This is a genomic window from Anaerocolumna xylanovorans DSM 12503 (assembly GCF_900143645.1).
GTDB lineage: Bacteria > Bacillota > Clostridia > Lachnospirales > Lachnospiraceae > Anaerocolumna > Anaerocolumna xylanovorans.
In genome coordinates, this window is record NZ_FRFD01000005.1 from 278,156 (window position 1) to 295,771 (window position 17,616).

The 17,616-nt window shown below is 41.7% G+C and carries 11 protein-coding genes; 8 read left to right on the forward strand and 3 right to left on the reverse strand.

The annotated features are described in order from the left end of the window. Positions 1 to 16: 16 nt before the first annotated feature. Positions 17 to 988 (reverse strand): helix-turn-helix transcriptional regulator, encoded by a 972-nt coding sequence (locus tag BUF11_RS09655; RefSeq protein ID WP_139243366.1) that lies wholly within the window; start codon positions 986 to 988, stop codon positions 17 to 19. A gap of 436 nt (positions 989 to 1,424) precedes the next feature. On the opposite strand from BUF11_RS09655, the gene BUF11_RS09660 reads away from it, so the two are divergent. The 4 genes from BUF11_RS09660 to BUF11_RS09675 all read left to right on the forward strand — a co-directional run bounded on the left by BUF11_RS09660 (position 1,425) and on the right by BUF11_RS09675 (position 5,401). Continuing rightward, on the forward strand, positions 1,425 to 2,432 hold the full coding sequence (locus BUF11_RS09660; RefSeq protein ID WP_073588817.1) for an ABC transporter substrate-binding protein: 1,008 nt from the start codon (positions 1,425 to 1,427) through the stop codon (positions 2,430 to 2,432). 86 nt (positions 2,433 to 2,518) lie between these two features. After that, positions 2,519 to 3,577 carry a FecCD family ABC transporter permease gene (locus tag BUF11_RS09665; RefSeq protein WP_242952353.1) on the forward strand — a complete coding sequence of 353 codons (1,059 nt, stop codon included), beginning with the start codon at positions 2,519 to 2,521 and terminating at the stop codon, positions 3,575 to 3,577. Then, a complete protein-coding gene (locus BUF11_RS09670; RefSeq protein WP_073588632.1) occupies positions 3,577 to 4,569 on the forward strand; it encodes a FecCD family ABC transporter permease in 993 nt (330 codons plus the stop codon). The genes BUF11_RS09665 and BUF11_RS09670 overlap by 1 nt, the downstream gene beginning before the upstream one ends. A gap of 10 nt (positions 4,570 to 4,579) precedes the next feature. Continuing rightward, the gene (locus BUF11_RS09675) at positions 4,580 to 5,401 is read left to right on the forward strand and encodes an ABC transporter ATP-binding protein (protein ID WP_073588633.1); all 822 of its coding nucleotides are present in this window, start codon (positions 4,580 to 4,582) and stop codon (positions 5,399 to 5,401) included. Positions 5,402 to 5,564: 163 nt separating this feature from the next. Here the strand turns inward: BUF11_RS09675 and BUF11_RS09680 are convergent, their stop codons facing one another. Further along, positions 5,565 to 6,584 carry a LacI family DNA-binding transcriptional regulator gene (locus BUF11_RS09680; protein ID WP_073588634.1) on the reverse strand — a complete coding sequence of 340 codons (1,020 nt, stop codon included), beginning with the start codon at positions 6,582 to 6,584 and terminating at the stop codon, positions 5,565 to 5,567. A 338-nt stretch (positions 6,585 to 6,922) separates the two neighbouring features. On the opposite strand from BUF11_RS09680, the gene BUF11_RS09685 reads away from it, so the two are divergent. The 3 genes from BUF11_RS09685 to galE all read left to right on the forward strand — a co-directional run bounded on the left by BUF11_RS09685 (position 6,923) and on the right by galE (position 10,113). Next, positions 6,923 to 7,840: a nucleotidyltransferase family protein gene (locus BUF11_RS09685; protein WP_073588635.1), complete on the forward strand. Its 918-nt coding sequence runs from the start codon at positions 6,923 to 6,925 to the stop codon at positions 7,838 to 7,840. A 53-nt stretch (positions 7,841 to 7,893) separates the two neighbouring features. Then, complete coding sequence (locus tag BUF11_RS09690) at positions 7,894 to 9,006, forward strand: phosphotransferase enzyme family protein (RefSeq protein ID WP_073588819.1); 1,113 nt, start codon at positions 7,894 to 7,896, stop codon at positions 9,004 to 9,006. 93 nt (positions 9,007 to 9,099) lie between these two features. Then, the gene (gene galE / locus BUF11_RS09695; RefSeq protein ID WP_073588636.1) at positions 9,100 to 10,113 is read left to right on the forward strand and encodes a UDP-glucose 4-epimerase GalE; all 1,014 of its coding nucleotides are present in this window, start codon (positions 9,100 to 9,102) and stop codon (positions 10,111 to 10,113) included. A gap of 63 nt (positions 10,114 to 10,176) precedes the next feature. On the opposite strand, the gene BUF11_RS09700 is transcribed toward galE, so the two are convergent. Then, complete coding sequence (locus BUF11_RS09700; protein ID WP_084558576.1) at positions 10,177 to 11,091, reverse strand: AraC family transcriptional regulator; 915 nt, start codon at positions 11,089 to 11,091, stop codon at positions 10,177 to 10,179. 175 nt (positions 11,092 to 11,266) lie between these two features. On the opposite strand from BUF11_RS09700, the gene BUF11_RS09705 reads away from it, so the two are divergent. Continuing rightward, the gene (locus BUF11_RS09705) at positions 11,267 to 17,590 is read left to right on the forward strand and encodes an endo-alpha-N-acetylgalactosaminidase family protein (protein WP_073588637.1); all 6,324 of its coding nucleotides are present in this window, start codon (positions 11,267 to 11,269) and stop codon (positions 17,588 to 17,590) included. Positions 17,591 to 17,616 lie beyond the last annotated feature (26 nt).

Sequence of the window (17,616 nt, forward strand, 5' to 3'; positions counted from 1 at the left end):
CCTTCTGGTGCTGTATTCATAGCTCAAATCCCTTGCGGAATTCACTGGGGGTAATTCCATGGACTTGCTTGAATACAGCTGTGAATTTGGCCGGATTTTCATAACCGCACAGTGCGGCAATGTTTTTAATATTCAACTCATCATCGGCAAGCATCTGCATGGCACGTTTCATTAGGGCTTCCCGTGTGTAATTGAAGATTGTCAGCCCGTAAAGACTCTTGAAAGAAATCCTTAGCTTGCTTTCACTCATTTCTGCCAATTTGCACATCTCCTCTATGGCCGGGGGATTAAAAGGATCCATATCAATCCGGTCGCTGACACGGTACAGTTTCACCTCATCATTCCAGGTAACGTGCTGGCGGCGGCTGCGCAGATGCGTTTCCTGTTCGGCATTATGCGCGATCAGGCAAAGAAGCTCAATGGCCTTGCACAGATAGGCAGGTGCAGGCATTCTGTTGCCGCGGATTCCCCAGCGTATCTGTTCCAGAACCATCATGATATTGGGATGACCTGCATGCTGCGGTTTCCATAGCTTGGCATCCTCAACCCGGATGGGATAGGAAATATTATTGGCAGTAAGAAAAGTCTCAATAAAATCATCAAATATCAGAACACTTGTAAAACAGGCATGTGAACCGGAGGGAATCGTAATGTGCAGCGGGGAACAGGGATTGATAAACAAGCGGTTAAAGGGGAGCAGCTTATAAGCAGGCTTCCCTTTTTGAGTAATAGTGATATCACCGCAGTCAATGCAGAAAATCCATAAGCAGGGACGGTTAATGTGCATGGTATAATTCAAGGTCTTGGCAGGAGTGAACCATGCACTGGCAGCAAAAAGGCCTGGTGCGGGATGAACTTCCATGATCCAGCCGTTTTTCCAACTGGAGGGGAGGGTATAATTGGCATAGTGATTGTGGCGGTGAACAGGAAACCCAAAGCTTTCAGCCCATGCACCCCATCCCAATTCATATTCCTGTGTATATGCCATATTATAAACCTCCTTATCTCATTTCAAATTTCTCTTATTATATCATATTTTCCAATGGGTCTATAGAGGTAATTATAATCCAATATGTGATAAGACTAATCCGATTCTAAAGTCTGGCCTGCTCCTATTGACATAGAAAAAACGGTATGCTAAGATTTTGAAGTTAGTCAAAGCTAACTAAATGCCGCTGTGTGCACACAGTTTTATAATTCAATATATGCATGGGAACTAATGTGAAAAATAAAAAGCATTTTTCACTTTTGATTTAAGCAGTTTCGCAAGTAAACTTGCGAAATGCATGGGAACTAGAGTGAAAGAAAATTTAAAAATGAAAGGATGCCACATATAGATTCTTTCACTCATTTTTATTTGTGGCAGTATCGTGCAGCTTGCAAGCAATCTACTGGCAAGCCTGTGATATACAATGGGTATAAAGATGAAAATATTTAGGAAAAGTACGGTTGCGGCCGTTTTATGTATTATTCTGGTTTTGACGGCTGCTGGCTGCAGCAATAAAAATAATGGAGGGAAAGAGACTTCCGGTGATGCCATTAAGGCTACGGAGGGAGCGGAAAGTACTTCCAATGAAAGTGCTGCTGCCCGTACGGTCAATACGGTGATGGGTGATATTGAGGTACCGGCAGATCCTCAAAGAGTGGTTGTAAACTGGTATCTTGGTGATGTGTTTTCCCTGGGGCTGAATGTAGTAGGCTATTTTGGCTGGGAACATGAGGCGATGCCCTTTTATGATAAACTTGTCTCCACAACCAAGATTGAAAATTGGGAGCCGGAGGATGTAATGAAGCTTGAGCCGGATCTCATTATCACCTATAGCGAAGAGGATTTCAGTAAGTTTAATAAGATTGCCCCTGTGCTGGTGATTCCGGAGAGCAATATTACCTCCCTTGAGAGGCTTAAGGTAATCGGAGAGGCGACAGGGCATACTGCACAGGCAGAAGCAGTGGTTCAAAATTTTGAAACAAAACTGGCAGAAGCGAAAGAAAAACTGCAGAGCAAAGAGTACAAAGATAAAACTTTCAGTGTTAACGAGGACTGGGGATCCGGTTCCTATGGGGTTTATTACGAAACCGAATCCCGGGGAGGTACCCTTCTTTACAAATATCTGGGATTACAAAAGCCTGATAAACTGGAAAAGCTGGTTAAAGAAACAGGAGAAGGACGGGAAGGCTTAAGCTACGAGGTGGCTGCGGATTATTTTGGTGATTATATGATCTGGTTCCGCCCTTATGATGCGGTGGAGGATGTACCCTCCGAGTACGAGAAAACACAGATATGGAAGACCATTCCTGCCGTACAGGAGGGCAAAGTGGTTACTATACCGGGAAATATGAGCGGTTTGTTCTATTATTCTGATGCTGCCAGCCTGACAGCCCAGCTTGACTACATATTAGGTAAACTTATCGCATTAACACAGGCACAGTAAGTCAGTCATCGGTATGGGGCAGCTTGCGTGAGTTTGCCCCTTTAGATTAAAGAAGCTCAAAGTGGAAGCATCTCCGGTGCCGGAACATGAAAAACATTTTTGAAAGGAACATATTAATGCGAAGCAAACTCTCTAATAGGCAACTAAGCAGTACAACACGTTTTTTGTTTTATCTGGTGGTGGGGAGCTGTTTGCTGGTGCTTGTATCCGCAGCATCTATTTCCTTTGGAGCTGCCAACATGCGGCTTTTGACAGCGTGGGAAGCGGTATTTCACTTCGACCCTGCACTGACAGAGCATCAGATTATTCATACACTTCGTTTTCCGCGTACGGTGGCAGATATTATTGTGGGCTGCAGCCTTGCCATCTGCGGTGCAATTATGCAAGGAACGACACGTAATCCTTTGGCGGATTCGGGTCTTATGGGCATCAGTTCGGGAGCAACCTTTGCCATAGCCTTGTGCATGGCATATCTGCCCGGCAGAACTTACGGTGCGACGATGCTGTTTGCCTGTTTGGGGGCAGCCATCACAACCAGCATGACCTATTTCATTGCATCGTTAGGAAAGCGTGGGATGACACCACAGAGACTGGTTCTGGCCGGTATTTCAATCTCAATGCTGTTTGAAGCTTTTAGTCAATATATAGCCATCCGGTATAATTTGGGACAGGCGCTGGCCTATTGGACAGCCGGTGGAACAGCAGGAGCCAAGTGGAGTGAACTGGCCGTTGTGGCCCCTTTCTTTATTATAGGGGTTTTGACAGCGGTGGCATTGTCTCCCGCTGTAACCCTGATGAGCCTTGGAGAAGAGGTTGCCACAGGGTTGGGATTAAAAATCCGGATGGTGAAGGGGATTTCCACTTTGATAGTATTAGTGCTTACCGGTCTGTCGGTCATTGTTATTGGTCCGGTAGGATTCATCGGACTTATTACCCCCCACATCGTCCGATATCTGGTAGGAGTGGATTACCGGTATATCATTCCTGCTTCCGGACTTTATGGGGCACTGCTTACCGTGGCGGCTGATTTGATAGGACGTATTATCAACAAGCCTTTTGAAACACCCATCAGCGTGATATTTGCAGTAGTCGGTGTGCCATACTTCCTATATCTTGCAAGGAAGCAAAGGAGGGAGTTTGATTGATGAAAAAAAAGCTATTAGTCATTATTCTGATGATTTTTGCGGCAATTGCTATAGCAGTTATCAGTATCAATACCGGGAAAATGAATCTTTCACCCATGGAGGTACTGAAGGTTGTCCTGGGTAAGGGTACCCAGAGACAGAACCTGATTATACTTGAATTCCGTCTGCCTCGTATTACACTTGCCGTATTGACGGGAATCGGAATGGGGGCTTCCGGCTGTATCATGCAGAGCCTGCTGCGCAATGATATGGCGAGTCCCGGTACCCTTGGCATCAGCTCCGGTTCGGGATTGTTCGTATTGCTGTACGTTGTGGTTTTTGCAGCCAAGGGAACTTCTTCTGCCATTGCTCTGCCGCTGCTGGCATTTTTAGGCGGAATGATTGCAGCTGGGCTGATTTTCTTTCTGTCCTACCGTCGGGGTAAGGATATCTCACCTACAGGACTGATTCTGACCGGCGTTGCCCTTGGGAGCGGATATGGCGCTGCAACGACACTTCTGGTACTAAGGCTTGACCAATATCAGATGGATTTTATGCAGCGTTGGTATGCAGGAAGCCTTTGGGGAGACAGTTGGGACTATCTCGTTATTCTTATCCCATGGACACTTGTTCTCTGCGGTTATGTATTCTATAAGTCCAGAATATTGAACGTGTTAAATCTTGGTAATCAAATGGCAAAGGGTCTGGGTACTGCGGTAAAGCAGGAATTTCTGGGGCTTTCCATTGCAGCAGTGGCGTTGGCCGCAGGAAGCGTATCCCTTGGCGGTAACTTTTTCTTTGTGGGCATGATATCACCCCATATGGCAAGAAAACTGGTAGGGCCTGACCATAAGTTTCTGCTGCCGGCCTCTTGCCTTGCAGGAGCAATTATAGTACTGCTGGCGGACACAATAACCCGAACTATTAGCTTTGGAACGGATATCCCTACCGGAATAATAATTACCGTGCTTAGCACACCGTATTTTCTATATTTATTGGCTAAGTCAAATTAGGAGGTCCCTTATGAATAGTATAACAACCCAAAACCTGGATATTTCCTATGAAGAGGCTTTGATTGTCCGGGGATTAAATATGAAGATTTCTCACGGAAAAATCACCTCCATCATCGGTCCCAACGGATGCGGAAAATCCACCGTACTTAAAGCGGTGGGGAGGATTTTGAAGCCAAAAAACGGAGCGGTATTTTTAAATGGTGAAGATATCCGTACCCTGTCTACGAAAGAAATTGCCAGGAAAATGGCGATTCTTCCCCAGACACCCACAGCCCCCAGCGGCCTTACGGTAAGTGAACTTATCGCATATGGACGCTTTCCCCATCAGCAGGGGTTTGGAAAACTGACGGCGGAGGATAAGAAAATTATAGAGTGGGCTCTTTCTGTTACCAGACTTACAGAGCTTAAGAACAGGGAGATTGATACTCTGTCAGGAGGCCAGCGTCAGCGGGTATGGATTGCCATGGCACTTGCCCAGCAGACGGATCATATCCTGTTGGATGAACCGACAACTTATCTGGATCTTGCCCACCAGCTTGAGGTATTGGAGCTTTTGTGGGATCTGAACAGAGAGCAGGGCTGTACCATTGCTATGGTACTTCATGACCTGAATCTGGCAGCCCGCTTTTCGGATTATATGATTGCAATCCGAGAGGGGGAAATCATTAAGTTTGGAACTCCCGAGCAGGTCATGACACCTGCTGTATTGCGGAGTACATTTTCTATTGATGCGGAAGTTGTCCGGGAGCCGCGATCGGGACGCCCGGTCTGCATTACCTATGATATAATTCAGAGAGGGGCAGTCAAAGGCAGGGAGGCGCTTGTCATATAAAGACAACATTGCGGTGCCATATTCTTTTCGTCCCGGGCTTTGCGGTAATGAGGCCCAGTGTGTTGAAAGTTCTTTAAATTGATAATGATAAATGGTTCCAACTTGATAAGAATGAGATATAACATCTTGTCAGGAAGGAACCTTTTTTACGGCAGCTGTGTTTTTAAGTTGAGCTTCTTTCAACAAAAGTAGTAGGTAAGATGATTTTTTGGGGCAATGTTTCATAGCCTTTAATTCTGGCAAGCAGCAGATTGGCAGCAACCTTGCCGATTTCCTCTTTTGGAACATGATATGTGGTAAGGGGAGGATTGGAGTACTGGGACATTTCAATATCTGACATTCCAATGACAGCCACTCTCATTGGCACCGGGATACCATTGGTATAAAAACTCTTCATTGCAGCCATAGCCATCAGGTCACTTGCTGCAAAAAAAGCAGTGGGATAGTGATTGCTCTTACATAATTCATCGACTTTCCCGGCACATTCGTCTTCATTCCAGCCACAGTCTATGACCCATTCTTTATGAACAGGTAAGCCAGCTTTGTGCATTGCAATTATGTAGCCCTGATAACGCTGGCTGTCTTTAATATCCCCGGATTCACCGCTTCCGCCGATAAATCCGATCTCTTTGTGTCCTTTATCAATGAGGTGTTTCGTTGCTAAGATACCATTTTGCAAATGGTCATAGCCGACATCATCGATATCATCTCTTAAGGTATCAATTCCAATGATATGAGGAACATGTTTTTTGATATATTGATAGATATTATCGCTCAAAGGTTCCATTAAAACCAGACCATCCAAAGAATCGCTGAATGCCGCGCTTAAATGATTCTTATCCTGAAGAATGGGTGCAGATTTAATAAAAGCTAAGTCAATGCCAAGTTCTCTTAATTGTTTTTCTACGCCGGCAAGGATAGACATATAGTAAGGGTCATTATAGCCTTTCTTTGTCACTCTTAAAATACAGCCTATTTTTGCATTTAAGAGGGCTTCTGCATTAGACTTGTGCGTCTTCTTGCGTTGTACTGTAACGGGAGTGTAATTTAATTGATTCACTGCATCAAGTACCCGCTTCTTTGTTTCTTCGGTCATCTTATATTTGGTATCATTATTTAAAACACGGGAGACAGTGGCGATTGAGACATTCGCCAGTTTTGCAACTTCTCGTATGGTACTCATAGGTGTAGTTCCCTTTCTATAAATAGTTATGGATCATAACAAAGATTGTTTAGTTGCTGTTACGTTGTATATTTACTTTACCCCATTTTTATTTAATTGTCAATGTTTAGGCAAAAAATTCATGGTTTATATAGCGGATAGTTATGAAATTAACAATTCATAAAAAATTCAATATGTATTCATAGAATTTATAAAGTGAAAAAATATGTTTTTACCTGTTTACAAATCATGAAACAAGTGCTAATATAAACGTAAACAGAGATAAACAATTTGCGTAACAATGCAAGTTACGTTACATTTTTCAAACTTTAATAAAACACATGGGAGGAAGTAATCATATGGAAAAACCAGTATTAGTAATTATGGCGGCCGGAATGGGAAGCAGATATGGCGGTTTAAAGCAAATTGATTCTGTTGATGAGCAGGGGCATATCATTATTGATTTTTCGATTTTTGATGCAATCAAAGCCGGGTTCCGGAAAGTGGTTTTTATCATTAAGAAAGAAATTGAAGAAGATTTTAAAAAAGTAATTGGAAATTGTACCAAAAATATTGATGATGTCGAGTTTGTTTATCAGGAGATTGCAAAAGTACCGGAAAGTTCTTTAATACCGGAAGGAAGAGTAAAACCGTGGGGTACAGGTCATGCGGTCTTATGCTGCAAAGATAAAATACAGGGACCGTTTGCAGTAATTAATGCCGATGATTTCTATGGCCGTGAAGCATTTACAAAAATATATGATTTCTTAAGTTCTAAGGCAGAGAGCCAAAAAAACCTTTATGCTATGGTTGGATATCAGTTAAAAAATACGTTAACAGAGCATGGATCTGTTGCAAGAGGTGTATGTGGCGTTAATGAGGAAGGTTTCTTAACCAAGATTACAGAAAGAACGAGGATTGAAAAGTTTCCTGAAGGTGCCAAGTACTATGATAACGAGAAGGACAAATGGGAAGATATTTCATCTGACAGTACCGTATCTATGAATCTGTGGGGCTTCCAGGCGAACATAATGGAAGAACTGGAGAAAGAATTTGATACGTTTTTAAAGACAGAGGTTTTAGATAACCCGCTTAAAAGTGAGTTTTTCCTGCCTACCGTTGTTCAGCATATGATTGAAACACAAAAGGCACAGGTAGAAGTGCTGCACTCTAAGGACCAGTGGTTTGGTGTTACCTATAAAGAGGATAAGGAAGTTGTGTTAAGAGAGATAGCAAAGTTAAAAAAACAGGGTGTTTATCCGGAAAATTTATGGTAAGGGTAGCAAAATTATTGTGGAAGTGATAGTATGAGAAAGGCATGGTTGTTGTTATGACAAGAGAAATAAAGAGTGAGTTAATAGAAAAAGCAATTGCACAGTTTCAGACAGAAGGAAATGTCAAAAGTTATGGAAGGTATGGAAATGGACATATCAATGATACTTTTGCCGTGGTTTTTAAAGAGGATGTGAAAGAAAAAAGATACATATTACAGCGTATTAACCATAGCATCTTTAAAGATCCTGAAAAATTAATGTTTAACATCACCCAGGTAACCTCATTTTTAAAAGAGGAGGTAAAAAAACTCGGAGGGGATGAGTTTAGGGAAGTCGTAACTGTAATAAGTACCAGGAACGGTAATTCCTTTTATTCAGACAGCGAGGGGTCTTTCTGGAGAATGTACCTTTTTATTGAAGATGCCAGCTGCTTTGAACAGGTTGATAAGCCGGAGGATTTTTATCAGAGTGCTGTTGCTTTTGGCAGATTTCAGAAGCTGTTATCCGCCTTTGATGCATCCGGTCTGTATGAGGTAATACCGGATTTTCATAATACACCGTTACGTTATGAACGTTTTTTACAGGTCGTGAAAGAGGATAAATGTAACCGTGCCAAAGAGGTAAAGGATGAGATTGAGTTTTTTATCAAGAGAAAAGAGGATATGGAGTGCTGCAAGAACTACTTGGATGAAGGAAAACTCCCGCTTCGTGTAACACATAATGATACGAAGCTTAATAATGTTATGATAGATAATAAGACGGGGAAGGGCCTGTGTGTTATCGATTTAGATACCGTTATGCCCGGTCTGTCCCTCTTTGATTTTGGTGATTCTATTCGTTTTGGTGCGAACACGGCGGCGGAAGATGAAAAGGATTTATCCAAAGTAAGTTTGGATTTGGATTTGTTTGAACAATATGTAAAAGGATATTTAACCGGTTGTGAAGGCAGTCTGACAGATACTGAAATCTCCATGCTGCCCCATGGGGCGAAGACTATGACGCTGGAATGCGGAATGCGTTTTCTGACGGATTATTTAGAGGGTGATGTTTACTTCCGGATTCACCGGGAGGAACATAACTTAGACCGCTGCCATACCCAAATGGCACTTGTTCTTGATATGGAACAGAAATGGAATGAGATGAATGAAATAGTTGCAAAGTACCGTTAACGGTTATCTGCTTGAAAAGGGAAAAGAGTGAAAGGAAACTTTCACTCCCCCTGATTTTATACGCGTGCTAAAGCACGCAGATGGGAGCTGAATATGTCAATATTAGTTACAGGTGGTGCAGGATACATAGGAAGCCATACCTGCCTTGAGTTGTTAAGAAAGGGCTATGATGTTGTTGTTATTGATAACTTAAGTAACTCTTCAAAAGAGTCATTAGAGAGAGTGAAAAAATTAGCCGGCAGAGATCTGACTTTTTATGAGTTCAATGTGGAAGATAAGGAAAAATTAAGGGCAGTATTTGAAAAAGAGAAGATAGAAGCAGTTATTCATTTTGCGGGATTAAAAGCAGTGGGAGAATCTGTTCAGAAGCCGCTGGCATATTACTATAACAACTTAGTATCAACGCTGGTGCTGTGCGAAGTGATGACAGAGTTTCATGTAAAGAAACTGGTATTTAGTTCCTCTGCAACTGTATATGGTAATCCCCATACAGTGCCGATTAAGGAAGATTTCCCGCTGTCTGTTACCAATCCATACGGAAGAACAAAATTAATGCAGGAAGAGATGTTAAGAGACTTAGCAGTAGCTGACAGCGAATGGAAGATTATCCTGTTACGCTATTTTAATCCCATTGGTGCGGATGAGAGCGGGATGATCGGAGAAGATCCCCTTGGTATTCCAAATAATTTGGTACCATACATTACTCAGGTAGCAGTTGGCAAATTAAAAGAGCTGCAAGTATTTGGTGACGATTATGAAACAAAAGACGGCAGTGGCGTAAGAGATTATATCCATGTTACCGACCTTGCGGTTGGCCATGTGAAGTCCATTGAGAAGCTGGACAAAATAGAAGGTGTAAAGACTTATAACCTGGGTACGGGTAAGGGCTACAGTGTTTTTGAGATGGTTGCTGCCTTCTCAAAAAGCTGTAAAAAGCCGATCCCTTATGTTGTGAAAGCAAGAAGACCGGGTGATATTGCAACATGTTATGCTGATCCGGGTCTGGCAAAAGAGGAACTTGGCTTTTGTGCAGAAAGAGAGCTTGCACAGATGTGCGAAGATTCTTATCGCTGGCAGTGCAATAATCCCAACGGATATCGTGATTAAGTCAGAATAAATAAAGAGTATCCTTTCAGGGGAGCTTCCGAATACAGGAAGCTCCCCATTGTTTTAATGCGATACTGAAATGGAGCCCTGATACATTTTCCTATATTCCTGAGGAGATATATTGGTAGTTCTTTTAAATGCCTGAGAAAAGTAACTGGGAGAAGAAAAGCCCACAATCTGAGATATCGAGGATAAAGAATAATTGGTATTTGCAAGCAGATGCTTACTTTCATCAATCCGCCTCTTGATTAAATAATTGATTGGTGAAGTTCCGAACTGCTTGGCAAAATTATGTGCAAAATAGTATTTATTTAAGTGCACAAGAGAACTTAAGGTTTCAATAGTTATATTCTCACTATAGTGATCTTCGATATATTTTTTCGCGATACTGCATTCTCTTGTCAGGCGCGGTCCGGTGAGGATGGAGACCTTAAAGGCATCATTTCGGAGAATGATGGTAAAGATGATATTTAATAAGTTCTGGCATACAAAGTCACGGTATGGCTGGTCGCGCTTCATCTCATGTGCAAGGGTATTAAAGTAAAGATGCAAATCAGATTTATGAGCAGAACTGTTTAAGAGGATACAGCCCCGGTTTTCTGTCTGAAACTGAATTCCTTCCACTCCCAGCACGATATATTCCATTGGCTTTGAAGGATTTGAAATTTCGGTATGTACAATGGTGGGATTTAAGATGATGAGATCATTGGATTTCACATCAAAAGTTTCTGATTCCACAGAGAATTTCCCGGTTCCATTGGTGATGTAAAAGAACTCTGTGAAGTTATGGGAATGGGGAAGGCTTATCCAGTCATTTCCGTATTTTGCCAGTGCCACATAGAGCAAAGTAACATGAATTGCCTGATTCCCCTGCTTGCCGTCAGGGTTAAAAGTATAGGTAAGAGTGGAGTCCTCCTGATGTATCATGGACGCTTCGCATTCATTCTCTGTCTTAAAATTATAACGGCTGTTGCTCATAACTTTCCCCTTCCTGTCATGTAAATATTGTACAAAAATATTAAAAATATAATTGCAAATTGTTTATTATGTCTATTATACAGCAATATTTATAAAGAAGAAAGCAAAAATTCCATTGTTTATAAAATTAAAAATGGTATTGTACAAGTATAACATGAAAGGAAGGATAATCTCAATGAAATGTAGGAAGCTCAAGTTATTCGTATCAATTTTGTTAGTGGTAACATTAATACCGTCCCAGATAAATGTGATTCCGGCAAAAGCATCTGATACAGCACCAACGGTATCGGTAAATGCAGGCAGTCCCGAAATAATATCTGTGGACAATGCACTACAGCAGGATACATGGCAATTAATTGATAGCCATGGTTCTTTTGAAACAATGAAGGAAAATCAAACTCCATCGATTCGTTTGGTATCGGGTCCCCAAAACAATAACGGTAATAACCCGGCGTTATTGGGGAATGATAGCCTAAAGGCAGTATCCGGCGGAGCAATCGAATTTACCGTTGTACCAAACAGCAGTAAAGCAGATTCCAGATTTGGTATCTTTCTCAACTATAAAGACACAAACAACTGTATCTTTATAGGCTACGATTCCTCCAGCAACTGGTTCTATGAATATAAAATAAATGGCGCCGGAGATTGGCCTTCGTTAAATCAAACAGCACCTAATGCGGGGGAAGAAGTAAAAGTAAAAATTGAATTTGGCACCAACAATGAAATGAAGGTTACCTTAAACGGTGCTGAAAAAGTAATTGATACCTCTCCCTTTTCCAGCCTGTCCGAAGGCGAAATCTTATTTAAAGCCGGTACCTATGGTACAGCCGTAACGGATGTGACCCTAAAAGACATCAAGTTCAATGGTATAGCAGCCGGTGTGAATGATTGGAAATTAAAATCCAGCGCAAGCGGCGAAACGGCAGCCGTAACTGCGAACGATAAGGTAAGCGGAATTAGATTAACCGCCAATGCCGGTGATGATAATACTTATGAATCCAGTGCAAAATTAATGGATATCACTGCCGGAGATTTTAAGAACGGATCTTTTGAAGCGGTCCTTACTCCGGGCGCAGCCTATGGTGGAGCAACTACCGGTATGTATTTAAGATATATTGATCCGACACATTTTGTATTCGTTGGCTTTGATGAAGTATCCGGCTGGTTCTGGGAATATAAGGACGGCGGAGCAAATGATAGTTACGGATATTTTAGTGATGCGGCCGGTGCACTTCCACAGGTAGGTCAGGACATTAAATTAAAAATAACTGCATCCGATGAAAAACTATATCTTTGGATCAATGATGGAACGAACATTGACTTAAGTGCCGAAGCCGGATTTGATCAGACTGTATTCAAAAACCTGCCTGCCGGAAAGATCGGATTTAAAGCAGGAAAATATGGTGATGAGCAGGTCGATGTAACCATCAAATCCGTTAGTTATATCAAGATGCTGGAAACGGAAGAAGAAACCCCTTCTGAACCCTATTCCTATAGCAATGATTTTGAAACCGGTCATGAAGATATCTCTGCTTTTGCCAATATCGGTACCGGCAGCGCATCTTTTGAACGCGTCACATACGGTGACGGTCATGCATTGCAGGTAACCGTACCAAGTACCGGCAGTAACGGAGCGATTATTGCAGATACTACAACGAAAAAGATTACCAATGGTTATATTGAAGCAGATATTGTTCCTGCCAACGGTACATCTAAAACAAAATTGAGCGATATCCGTTTTGGTGTGGCACTTAGAGCCAATACAAGTGTGGCAGCAAGGGACTTGATATATGTTGGAACCGGCGATTCAGACGGACTATGGTTTTATGAGCATTGGAATCCCGATAATTCTACCAATGCCTGGTCCAGCATGTATGACGGAAGTCCCTTAAGCCCGGGAGAAAAAACGCATATAAAGGCAAAAGTGCTGGATGGAGATATTACTCTCTGGGTAAATGGCGTTAAGGTAATATCCGGAGCCCTTGGAAATGGTGCCCAAAGAGATGCAGGCTATTTTGGTTTTATTAAATCCCGTAACAGCAATAGCTACCTTATTGATAATATTAAGATACAGGAAGTATTACCTGCAAAGGCACCGAATACCCCTGCGGTAATCGATACTATCGCATCGGATAAGCTAAGTGTTAAGATTGATAAGGTATTTCCAAGAATTATTGATTATACCTGGATCAATGAGGATTCCTGTAAAGGTGAAATATTCAAAGGTCAGGAAAAGAGTATTTATGCATTGAAGTTAAACGGTGTTGTTGTATATCCGCAGGTATCCTGTGTTATTAATGACAAAAAGGATACGGCAGAATATACTTTGACAGCAATTGATGAAGATAATCAGATTAATGCCGAGATTACGGCACAGATTCACGTTGAAGGCAATCAGGCGGGACTTACCCTTACTTCAATTAAAAATCATAGTACGGAGAATTTAAAATCGATTGAAATACCTGATTTTAATATGATAACAATTACGAGCGATCAGCAAAATGCACAATTTAAAGGTGCCGTACTTTCAGGCAATACTACTGTAACAGGAGATACAACCGTAGCTTTGGATAAAAATTATACGGTGGATGCTCCGAGCGGGTATGCTTATGGTGTTCTTTCTTCCAATAAATTAAGTGCAGGTATATGGAGCAATTCAGAAGCCAACAGTGATTTAAGAATTACCAGAAATTCCGGCAGCGGTTATAATGACAAATTGGAAGAATACAAATCAATCTCATTAACCAGTTCACCATGGATTTATGAATATTATCCTGTAACGGAACAGACAGAAGCAAACGTTACCAAATCAACACCAATGGCTAAAATTATTATTACACCTGATGTTAACGGTGATAGCATTACAGACTGGCAGGACGGAGCCATTGCCTACAGAGAGATTATGAATAATCCGGCAGGCTGGGAGGAGGTTGCAGATGTAGTAGCATACCGTATTCCTATGAACTTTGCAAGCCAGGCTACCAATCCATTCTTAAAGACACTCGACAACGTAAAAAAAGTATTCCTTGCAACAGACGGATTAGGGCAAGCTGTCTTATTAAAAGGATATGCCAATGAAGGCCATGACTCCGGGCATCCTGATTATGGTGCTGTTGGAGAACGAATGGGCGGTGAGGCGGATATTAATACCCTTCTTACTTCCGGACATAATTACAATGCAACCTTTGGCGTACATATTAATGCACAGGAGACCTATCCGGAGGCAAAAGCATTTAAAGAAGAATTTATTAATGGCAATCCCGATGGCTGGGACTGGTTGGACCCTTCTTATACCATCAACCGTAATTATGATTTAGTATCCGGTGAAAGAAAAATAAGATTAAATGAACTAAATGAGGCAACAAAGGGCAATCTCGATTTCATTTATCTTGATGTATGGTACGGAGATTCCTGGGAGAGCAGAAGAATAGCGGAGCAGATTAATTCCCTGGGCTGGCGTTTTAGCACCGAATTTGGTACCGCAGTAGAATATGATTCTACCTGGCAGCATTGGGCAACAGATGCAACCTATGGCGGATCTACTTCCAAGGGAATCAACAGCGAATTAATCCGCTTTATCCGCAATCACCAGAAAGACTCCTGGGTTCTTAATTATCCCTCTTATAAAGGTACCGCAGACAATCCGTTGCTGGGTGGATTGGATTTGGAAGGTTTTGAAGGCTGGCAGGGTGAATATGACTTTGATAAATATATTGATGTTACCTTTAATACCAACCTTCCCACAAAATTTCTGCAGCATTATGTAGTTACAAACTGGAAAGACCAGGCAGGCGATATGTCAGAGACTAATCTGGAGAAAGAGATTACACTAAAGAGTGACGCATATGCTGAAAATGCGGATAAAGTAGTGGTAACCAGAAAAGACGACGGATCCAGAGAACGTATTATAACCTTTAACGGCACGAAAGTGTTAGATGGTGAAACCTATCTGCTGCCTTGGAATTTTGGCGCTTTGACTGAAAGCTCCCAGACTTTACCGGAGGCTGCAGAAGATAAACTATATCATTGGAATAAAGACGGCGGGACTACAACCTGGCAGCTGATCGACAGCTGGAAAGACTGTACCAATATCAAAGTATATGAATTATCTGACCAGGGAAGATTAGACGGAACCACAGTTGAAGTTAAAGACGGCTCCATTACGCTGGAAGCAAAGCCGGGGACTGCTTATGTAATATATAAGGGTGCCAGAGAAAAAAATACCGGCGTTAACTGGGGAGAAGCATCCAATATTGAAGACCCGGGCTTTAACAGCAATGATTTGAAGGCATGGGATATAAAAGGCGATACATCTGCTGCATCTGTAATTAAAATTGATGGCAATGAAACACTGAAAATAGCAGATACGAAAGAAGATACTTCTTTGTCACAAACAATTACAGGTTTGGAGGCAGGTAAGAATTATGTTGCTTTAGTGTCTGTTGATAACCGGAGTACAAGTGCCGGTACTTTAGAAGTAAAAAGCGGCACACAAGTTGTAAGCAGCTATGCGAATGCTTCCTTTGTTCATAACTATATCTCAGCAGATGGACATAACAATTACACCAATCAGAAAAATAATGGCAGCGGCAGCTACATGCAGACGATGCAGGTAAGCTTCACGGCAGCTTCCTCTGTTGCAACATTAACGCTAAAGCGTGGGAAAGGCACCGGAATCACTTACTTTGATGATATTCGCATTGTGAAGAAAACTTTAAATAATTATGTAAATAAGAATATCTTTCAGCAGGATTTCGAAAGTGTAGTATCCGGATTGTATCCTTTTGTGTTAGGCCCTGCACAAGGTGTCACCGATCCAAGAACTCATCTGTCAGAGCTGCATGCCCCCTATACTCAAAAAGGGTGGAGCGGAAGAGTATTAGATGATGTAATATCCGGCAATTGGTCCTTAAAGCATCATTCTATTGAGGAAGGAATGATATATCAGACAATACCCCAGAACTTCAGATTTGAAGCCGGAAGAAAATACAGGGTTGAATTTGATTATGAAACAGTGCTGAATGGAGGATATGCCTTTGCTCTGGGCGTAGGAAATAAAACTACAGATACCGGTACGATTTTCGAAGTATCCGATGTTCCGAAACATTTTACAACAACAGTTACCGGTGATGCTTCCGGACAGACATGGTTTGGTCTGTATGGAACAGGAGTTTCTGCCGATGGGTCTGTCGGACAGAGAGATTTTATACTGGATAATTTAAAAATTACAGATATTACAGACGGAGAACCGGTAGAAAAAAGTTACCGTATCCAGTTCAATGCAGAACCAGGTTCGGCAAAGATTACTGTAATGAAAGACAATACAGTCATTGAACCGGAGGCGGATGGAAGCTATCATCTTCCGGAAGGAAATTATACTTATACAATAAATGCTCCGGGGTATGTGTCAAAGGAGAATATAGTATTTACTGTAACGAAGGATGAAACAATCAGTATTAAATTAGAACCGGTCAATGTCCAGCCAACGGGACCTGCAGAGCCAACGGAACCTGCAAAGCCGACAGAGCCTGCAAAGCCCACAGAACCGGCGAAGCCGACACAACCGGTAACACCAACACCCGGTAATCCCGGCGATGTTAAGATCACTACTTCAAAAACCACAGATACTAAAGGAAATACTGTTATAACAGCTGTTCTATCAAAATCTTTAGATGACATACAGGCCAAAGATATTGATATTTCCGGTATTAAGATTACCAAGGCTACAATAACTGCATCCAAAAAGAACGGTACTGATGTTAAAGTGGCAGTAAAAGATGCTGATGGTAAGGAATTATATAGTTGGACCTTTACAGGGGATTCCATAAAACATTCCGCTTCCAAGCCAGCTGATATTAATGTCGGATTCACAATGGCTCCTGCGAATAAAGAAGATAAGCTAAAGGGTATTATAAAGGTAAGTAAGGAGGTAGCGGATGGTATTCTCCTGAAATTTGAACAGAAAGGGACATTTCCGGCAAGTGCTGCCATTAAGCTTTATGTAGGCAATCAAACGGGAATAAAGCCTGCTGATACCGTATATTTATATTCCTTCAATGAAAAGACGAAGAAATTGGAAGAGCTGCCTTCCAGTAAGTATATCGTAGATAAAAACGGGTATATTACTATGAACTTAGTACACGGTGAAAATTATGTTCTCCTTGGAGATAAGCCTGATTCCCAAGTAATAACTCCTATCCTTGGTCAGATTAAAGTAAAAGCATCAAGTACTACCCTCCAGAAAGGCAAGAAAACTGCTTTAAATGTAGCATTGCCTGTTACTCTTGAAAAAGTCAATTCTTTCAAAAAGGATAAGGTATCCCAGAAAGGCGTGAGGGCAGTCTCAATTACATATAAAACAAGTAACAGTAAGATTGCAGCTGTTTCAAGTACCGGAACGGTAACGGGTAAAAAGGCCGGAAAGGTTGCAATTACAGTGACTGCTAAATTAAGTGACGGGACACAAAAAACATTTAAAACCACAATTACAGTAAAATAATAATTAATCTGGTATTATGTGGATAT